The organism is Paenibacillus residui (assembly GCF_042677205.1).
Lineage (GTDB): Bacteria > Bacillota > Bacilli > Paenibacillales > NBRC-103111 > Paenibacillus_L > Paenibacillus_L residui.
In genome coordinates, this window is the sequence record NZ_JBHTIU010000069.1 from 1 (window position 1) to 14,504 (window position 14,504).

General features: G+C 49.5%; 13 protein-coding genes. 1 reads left to right on the plus strand and 12 read right to left on the minus strand.

What is annotated here, in order from left to right:
- Window positions 1-235 precede the first annotated feature (235 nt).
- Window positions 236-415 (plus strand): hypothetical protein, encoded by a 180-nt coding sequence (locus tag ACFQ03_RS17705; protein ID WP_144941503.1) that lies wholly within the window; start codon window positions 236-238, stop codon window positions 413-415.
- Between the two features lie 76 nt (window positions 416-491).
- Here the strand turns inward: ACFQ03_RS17705 and ACFQ03_RS17710 are convergent, their stop codons facing one another.
- The 12 genes from ACFQ03_RS17710 to ACFQ03_RS17765 form a co-directional block, all read right to left on the minus strand.
- A complete protein-coding gene (locus ACFQ03_RS17710) occupies window positions 492-1,613 on the minus strand; it encodes a glycoside hydrolase family 88 protein (RefSeq protein ID WP_379289807.1) in 1,122 nt (373 codons plus the stop codon).
- A 53-nt stretch (window positions 1,614-1,666) separates the two neighbouring features.
- Window positions 1,667-2,545, minus strand: coding sequence for a carbohydrate ABC transporter permease (locus tag ACFQ03_RS17715; RefSeq protein ID WP_144941499.1), 879 nt, complete (start codon window positions 2,543-2,545; stop codon window positions 1,667-1,669).
- A 12-nt stretch (window positions 2,546-2,557) separates the two neighbouring features.
- Window positions 2,558-3,517 (minus strand): ABC transporter permease, encoded by a 960-nt coding sequence (locus ACFQ03_RS17720; protein WP_144941497.1) that lies wholly within the window; start codon window positions 3,515-3,517, stop codon window positions 2,558-2,560.
- Between the two features lie 109 nt (window positions 3,518-3,626).
- The gene (locus ACFQ03_RS17725; protein WP_144941495.1) at window positions 3,627-5,237 is read right to left on the minus strand and encodes an extracellular solute-binding protein; all 1,611 of its coding nucleotides are present in this window, start codon (window positions 5,235-5,237) and stop codon (window positions 3,627-3,629) included.
- A gap of 170 nt (window positions 5,238-5,407) precedes the next feature.
- Entirely contained in the window at window positions 5,408-7,744 is a 2,337-nt protein-coding gene (locus tag ACFQ03_RS17730; protein ID WP_150960376.1) for a helix-turn-helix domain-containing protein, read from the minus strand.
- A gap of 426 nt (window positions 7,745-8,170) precedes the next feature.
- On the minus strand, window positions 8,171-9,328 hold the full coding sequence (locus ACFQ03_RS17735) for an N-acetylglucosamine-6-phosphate deacetylase (protein WP_379289811.1): 1,158 nt from the start codon (window positions 9,326-9,328) through the stop codon (window positions 8,171-8,173).
- Window positions 9,325-10,104, minus strand: a complete 780-nt coding sequence (locus tag ACFQ03_RS17740) for a glucosamine-6-phosphate deaminase (RefSeq protein ID WP_379289813.1) — start codon at window positions 10,102-10,104, stop codon at window positions 9,325-9,327. Before ACFQ03_RS17740 ends, ACFQ03_RS17735 begins: the two co-directional genes overlap by 4 nt.
- Window positions 10,105-10,371: 267 nt before the next feature.
- Entirely contained in the window at window positions 10,372-10,707 is a 336-nt protein-coding gene (locus tag ACFQ03_RS17745; protein WP_379289815.1) for a hypothetical protein, read from the minus strand.
- 195 nt (window positions 10,708-10,902) lie between these two features.
- A complete protein-coding gene (locus tag ACFQ03_RS17750) occupies window positions 10,903-11,421 on the minus strand; it encodes a dihydrofolate reductase (protein ID WP_379289817.1) in 519 nt (172 codons plus the stop codon).
- Window positions 11,422-11,874: 453 nt separating this feature from the next.
- Complete coding sequence (thyA, locus tag ACFQ03_RS17755; RefSeq protein ID WP_379289819.1) at window positions 11,875-12,669, minus strand: thymidylate synthase; 795 nt, start codon at window positions 12,667-12,669, stop codon at window positions 11,875-11,877.
- 189 nt (window positions 12,670-12,858) lie between these two features.
- Window positions 12,859-13,437, minus strand: coding sequence for an AAA family ATPase (locus ACFQ03_RS17760; protein WP_144941433.1), 579 nt, complete (start codon window positions 13,435-13,437; stop codon window positions 12,859-12,861).
- Window positions 13,438-14,103: 666 nt separating this feature from the next.
- A complete protein-coding gene (locus ACFQ03_RS17765) occupies window positions 14,104-14,406 on the minus strand; it encodes a YunC family protein (RefSeq protein ID WP_144941431.1) in 303 nt (100 codons plus the stop codon).
- Between the last annotated feature and the right edge of the window lie 98 nt (window positions 14,407-14,504).

Sequence of the window (14,504 nt, forward strand, 5' to 3'; positions counted from 1 at the left end):
TACATTCACCGTTAGTTCAGTCACATCATGCAATTATGCCGATTTTCGCTCTGCGAAAGTTGAGTTAGTAGAATAGGCAATAATCTAAATTCATTATGCCATAACCGCTCGGTAAGCGGTATCATTTAATTACGAAAGGTTGTCGTGACATCACTATCGGATAAGTGGACCCATTGTTGGATAAAATGTAACAGGAGATCTTTTTCAATAAATATCAACATAAGGTGGAATTCACATGGTCCTTCAGGTTAAAACTTTCGACGATAAAGAAGAGCTGAACAATTTCCTCAGAACCTTGTCCGAAGATACGGTTTACAGCATTGATTACAAAATCGCCGGAGAAGAGCTGCATTCGGAAAACTTCATGGTCGTTTACAAAGTCAAATTTCAGGAGCATGGCGGCCCTACGGCATAACTTTTGCGGGAAGTCGCGGTACTTAACAAACATAGCCCGGAAGCGGGTTTCCATCCCTGCCTCCGGGCCACGAGCTTTACTCGTACCAGTATCCTTTCAATCCTCTTTCCATGCGCATCAAGGCTTCCAAATAGTAGTAATCGCCCCAGATCATGAAATCATCGGGCCCCCGGTCCCCGCGAACATGATAAGAGCCATGCAGGAGCAAGCCTTCCGCTTCTGGCATGCTCATCGTAGAATAATTTCGCACCAGCGAAGCCATCCATCTTACTGCCGCATCCTGGAAGAACGCTTTGTCCGGGTCCTTGTCATCCAGATGCTCGGCCAGCTCCAGCACACCCGCTGCAGCGATAGCCGATGCGGAGCTGTCACGCGGAGTCCCTTCCTCGATCGGAGCGTCGAAATCCCAATAGGCTACCTGATCTTCCGGCAGATGCTTGTCGAAATAGCGGGCGAGCCTTCGGGACGTATCCAGGAACAGCGGATTACGGGTATAGCGGTACGATAGCGCGAAGCCATATATTCCCCAGGCCTGGCCTCGCGTCCAGGTCGAACCGTCATGGTATCCCTGATGGGTGCCCCCGCCGATAGGTGTTCCATCCTCCTGGTTAAAATAGAACGTATGATAGGAAGAATCGTCCCCGCGCACAAGATAGCGCCTGCTCTTCTCCGCATGAATTGCAGCGATATCCCGGTACTTCGGGTCCCCCGTCTGCTCGTAAGCCCAATAAAGAAGGGGCAGGTTCAGCATACAGTCAATGATGATCCGTCCGCCGTTCTTAGGATCTCCTTCCGGGCCCCATGCCTGTATATATTGGCCGGCGGGGCGCCATCTCTGCATTAATTTATCGGCCGCTCTCAGTGTCAATTGGCGGGCTTCCTCGTCCTTCGCAATAATCCACCCGGCCTTCGATGACAGCGAATACAAAAATCCGATGTCATGGTGATCAAGCGCCACATTGTTACCCAGCCGTTCGCGGAAATTCTGCACCTGCTCTTCCGCCGCTTTTTTAAAAAATTCATCCCCTGTATATTGATAGGAAAGCCAGATCATCCCGGTATAGAAGCCTTCGATCCAATCGTTGTTCTCCCCCCATTGATAGCGGTTTCCTTCTGTAATATGAGGAAAGAGTCCGGGGTGGCCTTCGATATTTTTCCTAATCTTCTGAACGGCATCCTCAATGGCTTGCTTCCACATGCCTTTATCACACCTTATTCTGTTATTTTCATTAATCATTCTATCAAATCGGATTACTCCTTAATAGCCCCAATCATAACCCCTTTGACAAAATACTTCTGCAGGAACGGATAGAGCAGGAGAATCGGAATCGTAGCGACAATGATGGTCGCGTACTTGATCGTTTCGCCAATCGGCATTTTATCGGCGGCGCCGACACTGGTCATCATACTGTCCGTGCTGTTCGTAATCAGAATCTCTCTCAAGACAAGCTGAAGCGGAAATAATTCACGGTTTCTCAAATAAATCATCGCGCTGAACCAGGAATTCCAATGCCCTACCCCATAGAACAAAATCATGACGGCCACAACCGGCATGGAGAGCGGTAGAATGATTCGAAAAAGCACCGTAAAATCGTTGGCGCCGTCCAGCTTAGCCGATTCCTCCAGGCTGATCGGTATTCCCTGGAACGATGTTCTCATAATGATCAGATTGAAGGCGCTGACCGCACCGGGAATAATGAGCGCCCATAAAGTATCTAGCATCCCCAGATTAGTCACCAGCAGGTAGGTAGGAATCAGCCCGCCGGAGAAAAACATTGTAAAAACGATAAAAAACATAATCGGGTTTTTCCACATCACATTTTGCCGGGAGAGTCCATAGGCTCCCAACGCCGTCATAAAAACGTTAATAGCTGTCCCGACAACAACGATAAACAGAGTATTCATATAACCGGTCTTGATCATCGGGTTGTCGAAAACCAGCTTATACGCATCCAGGTTGAATCCATGGGGAAACCAGATCAGTCCCCGCTGCTGTACTGCCCATGCCGGGTCGCTTAACGAAGCGATCAGCACGTACAGGAACGGATACAAGGTAGCGAGGCACAGCAAGATCATAAATAACGAGTTGAAAAAATCAAAGATCCGCTCCCCTATCGTCGGTCTATTCATCAAGCACCCCTCCTACCACAATTTGGTCTCCGTCGTACGTTTGCTGATCGTATTCGCAAGCACCAGTAAAGTAAAGTTTATGACCGAGTTGAACAGACCGATCGCCGCACTGTAGCTGTAGTTCGACTCCAGAAGCCCCTTGCGGTAAACGAAGGTACCGATGACATCGGCGGTCTCATACGTGGCGGAATTGTACAGCAGCAGTATTTTCTCCGTCCCGACGGTCATCAGATTCCCCATCTGCAGAATCAGCAAAATAATGATCGTGGGCAGCATGCCGGGAATCGTAATATGAATCGTCTGCCTCCACCGGTTGGCTCCATCCACTCGTGCGGCTTCGTACAGGGAAGGATCGATATTGGAGATGGCCGCCAAATAAATAATGGTCCCCCAGCCTACTCCTTGCCAGATTCCCGAACTGATGTAAATCGTCCGGAACCATTCCGGCTGCCGCAGATACGGAATCGCTTCCATTCCAAACCAGGCCAGCAGGTTGTTGATCAGCCCGTCACGCGCCAGGAAGTCTACCATCATCCCCGCTATGACGACAATCGAGATGAAATGCGGAATATAGGTGATCGTCTGAACCGCACGCTTAAACAGCCGGTTGCGAACCTCGTTCAACAGAAGGGCGAGAAGGATCGGCGCCGGAAAGGCGAAAATCAGCTCATAAACACTCAGCAATATCGTATTGCGGATCAGTCTCCAAAAATAAAAGCTGTTGAAAAAATCTTGAAAATATTTAAAGCCGACCCAGGGGCTGCCCCAGAATCCCAGCGTCGGAGAGTAGTCTTTAAAGGCGATTTGCACTCCGTACATAGGGCCATAGTGAAAGACAGCATAGTATAGAACGACAGGAAGCAGCATCAAGTAGACGTACTTGTTCATCTTGAAGTCACGGACGACCCGATAACGAAAACGCGTCTTATCCTTCGCTGTTCCGGCTGGTTTTCCTCTAACTACTTCAGCCATACTCAGCCTCCCTTATTGCTGTAATCAGGATGTAGGTGAAATGATCCGGTCTTCCGGGAAAGGGTCCGTGACGGGGCAGCCCCGACACGGACACAAACAGCAGCAATCCTTATCTCTGATTGAAGCGTTCCAGGGCCGCCTGTTGAATTTTAATGGCTTCCTCAATCCCCATTCCCTTGAGAGTATTGACAAAGTCATCAAAACGATCGAGGGGCTCCGCACCCATAATGAATTTGTCAATCATTTCGGTCTTGTAGGTATTAATATCGTTCATGATGGACGAATATCTGGAGCTTTCGTCCGCTGTCCTAGTAATCGGGGGCAGCAGCTTGGAATGATCGGCGTCCATCCAGTTTTTGATCGCTTCCTTCTGGACATCCAGCGACAGGTATTGCTCCTGATAGCGAACATCCTGAATGATCGGTCCGGACCAGCTTGCTACAAAATACTTGGCCATCGCTTGGGTAATGGGCAATTTGTCCGGGTTATTCATAATCAAATCCGTATACTTCGGGTATCCGTTCTCCATGACATAGCTCTCTCCCTCGACCCCGAAGTTAAACAGCATATGCCCCTGCTCTCCATACCGGAAGTCCATCCATTTGACCAGCTCCTCCGGATTTTTGGCTGTTGCGGAAATGGCGCCTCCATCTCCCCTGAAGGGAAAATCCATTTGACCGAGTGCTTTATCTCCTTCTTTAAGAACCGGATAGGTCGTACCTATCAGTGTGAAATCGGGCTTGGAATCCTTCATCAGACTGGTATACCGTCCGATACCGCTTCCGTTATAGGTTACGATGGAGCCCAATTGATCTCCGGTCATCTTGGCATCCTTCAGCTTGGAGTCTGTCGTGGCGTAATCCTTGTCAATCAGTCCTTCCTTATACCACCGGTTCATCAGGGTTAGGAATTCCTTGTACTCCGGTTGAATGGGTCCGTACTTGACCGTCCCGTTATCCTGATAAAATTCGGTCGTAATCCCCCAGGCGCCGATAAAGGCATGGCCGACATTAATATCTCCCATCGTTAGAAGGAACGGAATCTCATCCTTCTGGCCGTTACCGTTAGGATCCTGATCCCGGAAGGCAGTCAGCGCTTTCTCCCAATCGTCTATCGTCTTGGGCACCGGCAGATTGACCTTGTCGAGCCAATCTTTGCGGATGACCGGACCATGGAAGGTCAGCAGCTCCTCATGCCCGCGAATGAACGGAAATACATAAATATTGCCTTCATCCGTCGTAATCAATTTCTTCCACTCCGGGTGCTCATTCAAGATTTTGGTCAGATTGGGAGCATGCTCCTCAATCAGCTCATTCAATCGGATAATTCGCTTTTCCTTGATCGCGTTATCCGGACCCTTGGCCACCGAAGCCCAGTTATATTCAATGATGTCGGGCAGCTTGCCTGACGCGAGCATCAGATTGAATTGGTCGGCTTCTTGCCCGGACGGGGGATGCTGGAATTCCACCTTCGTTCCGGTAATTTTCTCCATCTCTTTATAAGCGCCCATTTCATTGAAGCTCTTCAGGACGGAACCGGCATTCCCCATCCCTGCCCAATATGTGAGCTTCTCCGGATAGTTCACTTCCTTCGGCGCCCCGCCGGAATCCGACGGTTGAACTGCCGGAGGTGCCTCCCCCTTGCTGCATCCAGCGATTAATCCGGCTGCCAGAGTAACGGACATCAGAGCCGCTGCCGTTCTTTGTCTTCTTTTATTCATGATCATAGGGCCTCCCTTTTCAGAAATTGAAACGCTTTCGTCTGGCGACATATTCAAACTATAACGAAAGGCCTGCCCTCTGGATACAATACGATTTTCAATGAATTATACGGCTTAAACAATGATCACTATCTTTTCTTAAGGGAGACTATACAGATTAAAGCTTTTCTTCAGCGACGCAGCATTTCCCGATATTTTCCCGGTGTTACGCCTTCGTATTTTTTGAAAAAACGAATAAATCCGACGTCATTGGAATAACCGACCTTCTGCGCAATTTGTGAAACGGTCAACGTCTGATCGGCAAGAAGAGCTTTCGATTCCCGAATTCGCACGGCCGCGATGTAATCGGTAATGTTCTGTCCGCTGTGCTTCTTGAAGAACGACGACAGGTACTGCGGTGTAATTTGAAAATGATCCGCCATCATCGTCAAGCTGATGTTGCAATCGACTCCGTTCTGTTCAATATAACTGCAAATTCTGGCATACAGCCGCTCGCTGTGATCCGTCTTCTCTTCCCGGGAATGGGTGCATATTTGCATATAAAGCTCTTTGATTTTGCCCAGCATTTCTTCGGCAGTCGAGCAATCGGAGATCGATTTCGCCGGATCGGACGAGCCTGCGAACAGCTTCTTGTCATCGATATTCATTCCGTTGGACACCTTCAGGACAGTACTCAGCATATCGAAGAAGAGGCATTTGCCCATTTCGGGAGTAATTTTATGGTCCGTGAAGTTGACCTCGTAAATTTGCTCCAGCAGCTTCTCGGCATGAACGTAATCCCCGCTCTTCGCGTAATTCATCAATTGAACCTCGGCTTCCATCGGGTAGTGATAATAATGCTGCTCCAAATCCTCGAGATCTTCATAGAAGATAACTTCATTCGCCCCGTAAATGACTCGGTAATCCATCGCCATCAGCGCTTCCCGGTAGCATCTCCCAATCTCCTCCATCCCCTGATGGATCATGCTGACCGCCACGGTCGTTTGAATGCGAAATCTCTCTTCAATGACCTGCTTCAGTTGACGGATAAAATCGTTCCGCCGCATCTTGACCTCGTCATCCGCTTCAGGAATGCTGGTCAGCACAGCCAGCCGGTCCCGGTCCATTTCCACAATATAGCCCTTATCCTGCATTAATTCGCTGCATACGTTGGTAAGAATAAAGCGGACCAGCGCCCATTCCCTTTCGGTATCCCCTTTGATAAAGCTCGAGCAGTCATCTATCTCTATAATCATGGTGCAGAAAAAGTCATGCTCGAAATGAACTCCCATAAATTCGAGAGAGCGGTCTTGGGCCGCGTCTATTTCCGCATGCCCCTTGATCAACCGGGTCAGAAAGTTCGCCTGCAGCACCGGTGCCTGCTCCTCCAGCGTTTTGCGCAAATGCTTCTCTTCATTCAGAGAAAGCACGATCATTTTTTTAATAAAATCGTACTCGTTGGTAAAATGGCCTCTCTTAAGGCCTCTCCCTTTGATGATTTCCTGGATCATTTCGCGAATCGGGCTATAGTTGCGGTAAGCCATCACATAAGAAGCGACGGCTCCGGCCGCCAGGCAGATGACCAGCATCGCCAGCGCCCCGTCCTTCACTCTGTTGACTTGTTCCATAACGATCGAGGTCGGTACGACCGAGACGTATTTCCAGCCGTTCTTGGCGCTGGTCGTATACGACAACATTTTTTCCTCGCCGTTCTGCACAATATTATAGTAATCGCTTGGCTCCGTGAGCTGGGTATAGAGCTTGGGATCGAGCCCCTCCTGCGAATTCGTCATCATCACCTGATAATTCTCATCCAAAATATAGATCGCCCCATTATGAACCCATTCCACCTGCTTGAGCAGTTGATTGATTTCCTGTTCATCGATATGAATGACGAGGTATCCTTCCGGGTCCGAAAAGTTGGCGAGCGGCAGCGACTGAACATAGGTAATATAATTGGTCGTAGTGGATGCAATTCTGTCGGTAATGGGAGACGCCGGTATATAAGTTTTGTAACGATGTCCGGAGAGCAGCTCGTTCATCACCCAATCGTAGCCTTTGTCCTCGTATGAACGAATCTTGTTGAAATACACTTCAGGGTTCGTCTTCATAAGCGGGGTAAGGATCGTTTCGGTATTTTTAAAGTAAATGAAAAAATCTTCTATAAAGGTGCTGATATTTCGAAAGTTCTTCACTTCTTTCATAAATTCCAGAAACTTGATTTGGTCGTTAACCGTGTCACCCCCCACATTGCTCAGCAGCCAGAGAAGCTTCGGATTCAGCGCCAACTGAACGGTCATGGAGTCAATTTCCCCCAGACGGTTGTCCATAACCTGTTTCACTTGCTCCAGCATGCCCAGATGGGCCCGGTTTGCATTATCCACCATCAGCTTCTCCACGTTTTTGTATAAAGCGCTTCCAATAATGACAGGAATAAGAAGAATGATGATGTAGGATGTCAATAAAGTAATAAACACGCTTTTGGGTCCGTTTCCTTTCCATGGCTTCAGCGTTCTTGTTCTCATCATCCATATCGCCCCTATTCCGCTTGATGTTAAAATCGGTTAATGCCGCAGAGTTTGAGTATACTTGAGCCTTTTAGAAAATTCCGGAAAGCAATATTAATTATGGATAATCCCCCACTTGTTGTACATGATCTTTTTTAATGGTCAATAGTATACATTTAAGATTTGAGCCTGAAAATACGCAAAAAATATAACACCGGTATAAGGTGAAACTTATACTTTCTTAGATTTGTTAAAAGTCCTGCATTATCTCAGGAATTTTTGCCGCGAAACGTATTTCGAGTCCTTTGCGGCCACCTCCCAACTTCATCTATTGAAGCCTTTTCGTAGATTCCGCTGCAGAATCCATACACATCGATAAAAAAAAGAGGACGCTATGGTCCCCCTTTTCAAAAAAGTATTGAATTGTCGCTTGTCTCTCTATCGCTACTATATCAAGCTGCCGTTCTTGTAAACCTCTCTGACCATGAGCTTGTCTTCCTCCCAGTTATACAGGACGAGATCCGCCGGGGCGCCCTCATTCAAACCTTGGGCAGCAGGCAGTCCCATGAAGGCCGCCGGACGGGTCGATGCCATCTCCCACGCCTGGGCCGCAGTACACAGCTTGGAGCGGACGAGATGCTCGATATTGAAAGGAAGCATCTGTGCCGATCCGGCGAGTATGTTCGGATTATGGGCCGTATGGAGCCTACCTTCCGGGGTCAGCACCACCTTGCCGCCAATATGGGTATCATACTCGCCTGGAGCCAGTCCGCTCAGGAACACCGCATCACTGACTATCATGAGCTGCTCGGCCTTCGCCTTGAGGAATACCTTGAGCACGGATTCCGGCAGATGGAACCCGTCCGCTATCGCACAAGGGCTCAGCTCGTCGCTGGCCAGCTGCTCCCAAATATAATTGGGGTGACGCGGGAGCATCAATTGCGCTCCATTGCCCAGATGTGTCGACATCCTGGCCCCCGCGGCCACTGCCGCCCGAATCTGCTCCGGTGTCGCCGAAGTATGCCCGATGGACACGGTGACTCCCTCCGCGCTGCACTTCGCAATGAACTCCGGGGCGTTGTCCCATTCCGGAGATAGCGTAAGAATGCGGATCCGGCCACCGGCCGCGCGCTGCCACCTCTGGAAGAGCTCCCAATCGGGAGCGGTCACGTATTCCTTACTGTGAGCCCCGCGGGCTCCGTCCTCAGGTGAAATAAACGGACCTTCCACATGAATGCCCGCTATGCACTGCCCGGTCAACGGATCGGAATCGCAAGCCTCTGCAATAATTCCGACAAGCCGCTCAATATCCTCGGGGCTGTTCGTTATCACCGTAGGATAGTACGAAGTAACACCCAATTTCGCAATCCGGCGGGTCACCTCTTGGACCGCCTCCGTTGTCAACGGAAGCGTATTGAAATCAATCCCGAAGTATCCGTTAATCTGCAGATCAACGAGTCCGGGAGCAATCCATGGAAGGGAACCGTCGGCTTCCTCCTGCACAGGCGCCACTTCCCGAATCTTCCCTTCGCTTATCGTTACCCGGACAGGATTGCCGGACTTGTAGTCCAATCCTTCCAGAACCGTTAGCTGCTCCCCACTCATGCTTTCACCTCATAGGATTCGGTATCGACATACAGGGTACAATCCGGATGAGTACGAAGAATGGAAGCCGGGCATTCCGTTGTCAGCGGCCCGTTTAACGTGTGCATAACCGCGTTGCGCTTAGTCGGTCCCGGAACCATACAGAATAGATGACTTCCTGACATAATCGCCGGAATAGTGAGAGTAAGCGCATGAGTCGGAACCGCGTCAAAGGTCGGGAAGCAGCCATCGTTCACCTGCTGCTGGCGGCAGGCGTCATCCAGTTCGACGGGCTTCATCAGCACCGGATCTTCGAAATCGGCTACCGGCGGATCATTAAAAGCTATATGGCCATTCTCGCCAATCCCCAGACAAACGATGTCGATCGGAGCCTCCTTAAGCAGATCCGAATAGCGCTTACATTCTTCTTCTATCGAATTGGAGCTGTCAATCAGATGAACTTCGCCAGGCTTGACAATATCAAAAATTCGGTCCTGCAAAAATTGACTGAACCGCTGCGGAGCATCCCGCTTCAAACCGATATATTCATCCATATGAAAAGCGGTTATACGGGACCAGTCAATATCCGGGTCCTTCGCCAGTGTTTCCAAAAATTCGTTCTGGGAAGGAGCCGCGGCAAAAATCATGCGAACCCTCTCCTGCTTCCCCAGAAGCTCCTTCACCTTGCTGGCCGCGGCCAGTCCGGCACTTTGCCCCAGTTCCTGACGGTTCCTGTATACGCGAACCTGCAACCGCTCGCACGTCTCGGTCAGAACCGGTTGAATCGTTGAACTCATATCAGGTTGTCCTCCTTGATCATAATCGGAATGTCAGCAGCTTTAACCCTTGCCGTTGCTGCCAAAGCCTGTTGACTACCTCTATTATGGGCGAAATCCCATACCCTGACAATGCTTTAATAAAGAATTGCGAGAAATATTACCCGGAAATTTATCACGGTACTGATATAAACACTGCTTTCGAGCCTTCGATTGCAAGCAGCGCGTTATACCGTAATTTTAGACAAATAAAAGTCCCCAAACCGTGTGCCCGGGGACTTGTATAGATTATTTCCGATATGTTTCGTTATACCACTGCGTGGCTTCCTTAATCCATTCGTTGCCGCCGCGTTTTTTCCAGTCTTCTACAAATTGATCGAATCCGTCAATGGACTCTTCCTCCGTTATCACTTTAGCCGCGAATTGCATCCATAATCCGTCATAAGCCAGTTCCCGCCTTGTCTGTAGGGTCGGCATTGCAGGAATATCAAGTCCGTCGTTAATCCGACCTTCATTATTTGCGATAGCCATGGCGTCTACAATGAGCTGGCCATGATTGCTCAATAAGAGAAGGATGAGCAATAGAAGCTTTGTCTTTAAAGAAGGCGCTGTCATTTTTATCATGAGGGCTTCCTGTATCCATCGATGGTTCAATTCTGCCTTCAAGCTTCCTCCCTCGTGCAAAAAGCCGGTAGAAAGGCCTTCCTTTCCGCAACGATGCTTTAAGCTTATAACTTCCTAATGTGGTAAAAAGAAAGCCGCATTACGCGGCATGTTCACTCTCCTGTTCTGTTCGTCATTGCAGCGGTAAGCGGCCGCTTACCTTCTTCTTTCATAGACAACGAACCGGTGGGGGTATTTGTTTTTCTCGCCCATTTCTCCCTCGCGGCAATCGGTAACCGCCCACTCCTCCAAATCGATTTCCGGAAAGCTTGCATCCCCTTCGAAATCTTGATCGATCTCCGTCATGAACAGCTTGTCCGCATAGGGCATAAATAACCGGTAAATTTCCGCACCGCCGATCACATACAGCTCTTCGTTCCCGTACCGTTCGAGCGCTTCCTCTACGGAATGGACAATGTCACAGCCTTCCGCCTTGTACTGCCGATTCGACGTCAGCACGATGTTGCGGCGCCCGTCCAAAGCTTTGCCGATCGATTCGAACGTCTTCCTTCCCATCAGAATCGAATGTCCCATCGTCGTCCGGCGAAAATGGGCCATATCCGCGGGAAGCCTCCACGGAATTCGGTTCCCGCTGCCGATAATCCGGTTGCTGGCCATCGCCGCGACCATGGAAATCGCTCCGTTCGTATTCTGCTTCTCTATCTTCGTCATCATTTATTTCATTTCCCTTTCATTATCGAATTCCGGTCTAGACGGTAAAAGTGCAGGTCTATTAGCACGAATCCGGTAAAATCCCGCAAAGATGATCAAAACCGCAGGTCTTTGGACGCCAAAATCGCAAAAATTAGCCAAAATGGCCAAATTTACCTGCGCATCTTCATGTCTTTGGACCCTTTTAACGAAAATTTGTCCAAAGACCTGCATTACGCAGGTCTTTGTTCAGACGATGTATTTGCGAGCTTACTGCACTCCGGGACTGTTTGGACTTCCGATCACGGTTATCCTCGGAATTCTAGAAATCCAAGGATAACAAGGCGAACGCTAACTCTTCACCAGTTCCAAATGTTCTTCTCCGTGACTTGCTTCCACCATATCAGGATGCCGTCACAGCAGTTCGCTGCTTCAAACAGTCCCTTATTTTGATTCCTGTGTTCCTTCGGACAGACTCTAAACCGCAATAGGCGCCTTGATCCGCGGATGGCACTGGTAATTGACAATTTCAAAGTCTTCATAGCGATAATCGAAGATCGAGTCCGGCTTCCGCTTAATAATCAATTGAGGGAGCGGATAGGGCTCGCGGGTCAACTGAAGCTTCACCTGCTCAATATGATTGGAGTAGATATGCACATCTCCTCCGGACCAGATCAATTCCCCGGGCTTCAGCCCGCACTGCTCCGCCACCATATGCGTCAGCAATGCGTAGCTGGCGATATTGAAGGGAAGCCCGAGGAAAGTGTCGACGCTCCGCATCGTAAACATACAGGAAAGCTTGCCGTCGGCCACATAAAATTGGAAGGCATAATGGCAGGGCGGCAGCGCCATCTCCTCAATCTCCGCCACATTCCAGGCACTCACCAAATGCCGCCGGGAATCCGGATTGCTCTTGATTTGTTCGATCACCTGACTGATCTGATCGATTCGTCTGCCGTCCGGAGCAGGCCAGGTACGCCATTGTGATCCGTAAACCTGCCCGAGGTCCCCGTTCTCGTCGGCCCATTCGTCCCAGATCGTCACACCGTTTTCCTGAAGATAACGAATATTGGTATCCCCGCTCAGAAACCACAGCAGCTCATGAATGATGGAGCGGAGATGCAATTTCTTGGTCGTAACGAGCGGAAAACCCTCCGACAAGTCAAATCTAAGCTGACGGCCGAACACCGAAATCGTTCCGGTTCCCGTCCGGTCCTCCTTTTGCACACCGTTACCCAGCACATCTTGTAACAGATCCAAATAACTTCTCATAAAGCACCTCATCTACAACGGCTCACGATACAACCTTTGCTTCGTATCGCGGTCTTATTAATGTCGGCAATGTAATCTCGCCGCACGGATTAAACTTTATTATAACAGAGACAGGCCTGTTAGCGAATCGCAGTTGAAGCTGCTAAAGGCCGGATACAGCCCTTAAAAGATGGCCCTCGCCCTCTCAGCTCATTTTCCTAGCGTAAGCCATCGGTCCAATGCTCTTCTAAGCTTCCCGCGGGTATCCGGTTGAAGCGTGAGGTTCAGCATGGAGGCAATCTTATCCGCCACCGCCCCTATGTTAAGGCTCTCCGTATCGAGATGGTGCCGGAAAATGTCGTTGGACAACCCGTCCACACAACGGTCTATCTGCTGCGCGGCCCAGCTATTGGGACCGTTCCCCCTGGAGCGAAGCCTTCTAAGCAGCGTTTCCTTGGAGGCACACAGCGTAAAATGATGAACCGTAATTCCATCGTTTCTTAAGCGGCCGACCACTTCTTCAAAATACAGCGGCTGAACCACGGTCATAGGCACGATAATAATCCCCGGGTACTGTCCGGATATGTATTTTAACATCGAGTAATTGAACTCCCGCCACATGGAATAATCCTGAAAATCATCCCGGGAAGCTTCTCTGGGGAGATTCTTGCGGATGTAATACCCGGCGTTCTCCGGATCAAAGATAAAGGATGAGGCCAACCTCCGGCGCAATTCCAAAGAAGTCTGCGTCTTGCCGGAGCCAAACGCCCCGTTTATCCAAATGATCATGCCATCCCTCCATTTCCTGCACCGCTACAGACCGGCAGCCAAGAGCGTATCTTGGACCAACTCCGTGAATAGCCTTCTATATTTTATCATATCCCCCGTTAAAGGTACTCGGGAATAAAGAACGACTATCTATCGTTTAAGCAGTACATAAGAATAGGTTGATAGTTCTATCGGTAAGGCCGAATGGTTTGTACAGGATCAATAGTCTGTAACGGACCCGGGAGACCCTATTTCGTCAAAATAGGCGGTTTTTTTTAGACGGACACAGCTGCGCTTATTGATCGGAATTCTCCTACTTTCACATGCATTGCTTGGGAATAAGGTCATCCGAGTCCATTAAAATTACTGAAAGGCTCTTCTAGACCGATTAAGGTCTCTGGGGTCCGTTATATTCCGGGCGCTCAGGGTTTCGTTCGATCTTGGTTTATAACAAACAAATAGAATCCTCAATGCTACAGTTTTTGAGCCTACTCCACTTTATTTTCATACCGTGCAGGCTTTTCGCATGATCTCAGTTATACGCCGTTAATCGACGACCGACAGAGCTAAACGGATTGCGTTTATTCCACTTATTCCACAGAATGTTCCGGTCAAGAAAAAAGAGGTCCGCTCCTCCGGATGCGGACCGACAGTGACGGGCTGTGCTGCTATGGGATCAACCAAGGCTCACATCATCCGAGCAATTGCCTCTATTCCCTTCATCCCCGTGTGAATGCCCAGTGCCTCCGCTTCCAGAGTAACGGATTCCAATGGAGCCTCCAGAAGCTCCTCCAACGTTCGGACTCCAACGGCCCGGCCGGCGATGATTTTGCGATCCTTGAGCTTGTCGTTAAGAAGCTTCACATCCAAGGCGCCGCACATAATATATCCCTTGTCGGTAGTGACGGCGAGCAAGGTGGTTTTCGGCAGCTTTACTTCGATCCCCAGTGCGGTACGACCGCCTATATCCATCGGAATGACCTGCATCATGGTTAAGCATCCCCTTTCCCAAGATGGTCCCCTGTCAGGAACTTCCCAAGAAGTTCCTGTGCCTTAACGAACCCGTACTGTAGCATATGAGGGACAGG

Bases quoted from the DNA above. Each gene is read 5' to 3' on its own strand.
- ACFQ03_RS17735 (WP_379289811.1), bottom strand. From the start codon at position 9,328: ATGAGTGGGGAGCAGCTAACGGTTCTGGAAGGATTGGACTACAAGTCC.
- ACFQ03_RS17740 (WP_379289813.1), bottom strand. From the start codon at position 10,104: ATGAGTTCAACGATTCAACCGGTTCTGACCGAGACGTGCGAGCGGTTG.
- ACFQ03_RS17710 (WP_379289807.1), bottom strand. From the start codon at position 1,613: ATGTGGAAGCAAGCCATTGAGGATGCCGTTCAGAAGATTAGGAAAAAT.
- ACFQ03_RS17730 (WP_150960376.1), bottom strand. From the start codon at position 7,744: ATGATGAGAACAAGAACGCTGAAGCCATGGAAAGGAAACGGACCCAAA.
- ACFQ03_RS17720 (WP_144941497.1), bottom strand. From the start codon at position 3,517: ATGGCTGAAGTAGTTAGAGGAAAACCAGCCGGAACAGCGAAGGATAAG.
- ACFQ03_RS17745 (WP_379289815.1), bottom strand. From the start codon at position 10,707: ATGATAAAAATGACAGCGCCTTCTTTAAAGACAAAGCTTCTATTGCTC.
- ACFQ03_RS17725 (WP_144941495.1), bottom strand. From the start codon at position 5,237: ATGAATAAAAGAAGACAAAGAACGGCAGCGGCTCTGATGTCCGTTACT.
- ACFQ03_RS17760 (WP_144941433.1), bottom strand. From the start codon at position 13,437: ATGATCATTTGGATAAACGGGGCGTTTGGCTCCGGCAAGACGCAGACT.
- ACFQ03_RS17750 (WP_379289817.1), bottom strand. From the start codon at position 11,421: ATGATGACGAAGATAGAGAAGCAGAATACGAACGGAGCGATTTCCATG.
- thyA (WP_379289819.1), bottom strand. From the start codon at position 12,669: ATGAGAAGTTATTTGGATCTGTTACAAGATGTGCTGGGTAACGGTGTG.
- ACFQ03_RS17705 (WP_144941503.1), top strand. From the start codon at position 236: ATGGTCCTTCAGGTTAAAACTTTCGACGATAAAGAAGAGCTGAACAAT.
- ACFQ03_RS17765 (WP_144941431.1), bottom strand. From the start codon at position 14,406: ATGATGCAGGTCATTCCGATGGATATAGGCGGTCGTACCGCACTGGGG.
- ACFQ03_RS17715 (WP_144941499.1), bottom strand. From the start codon at position 2,545: ATGAATAGACCGACGATAGGGGAGCGGATCTTTGATTTTTTCAACTCG.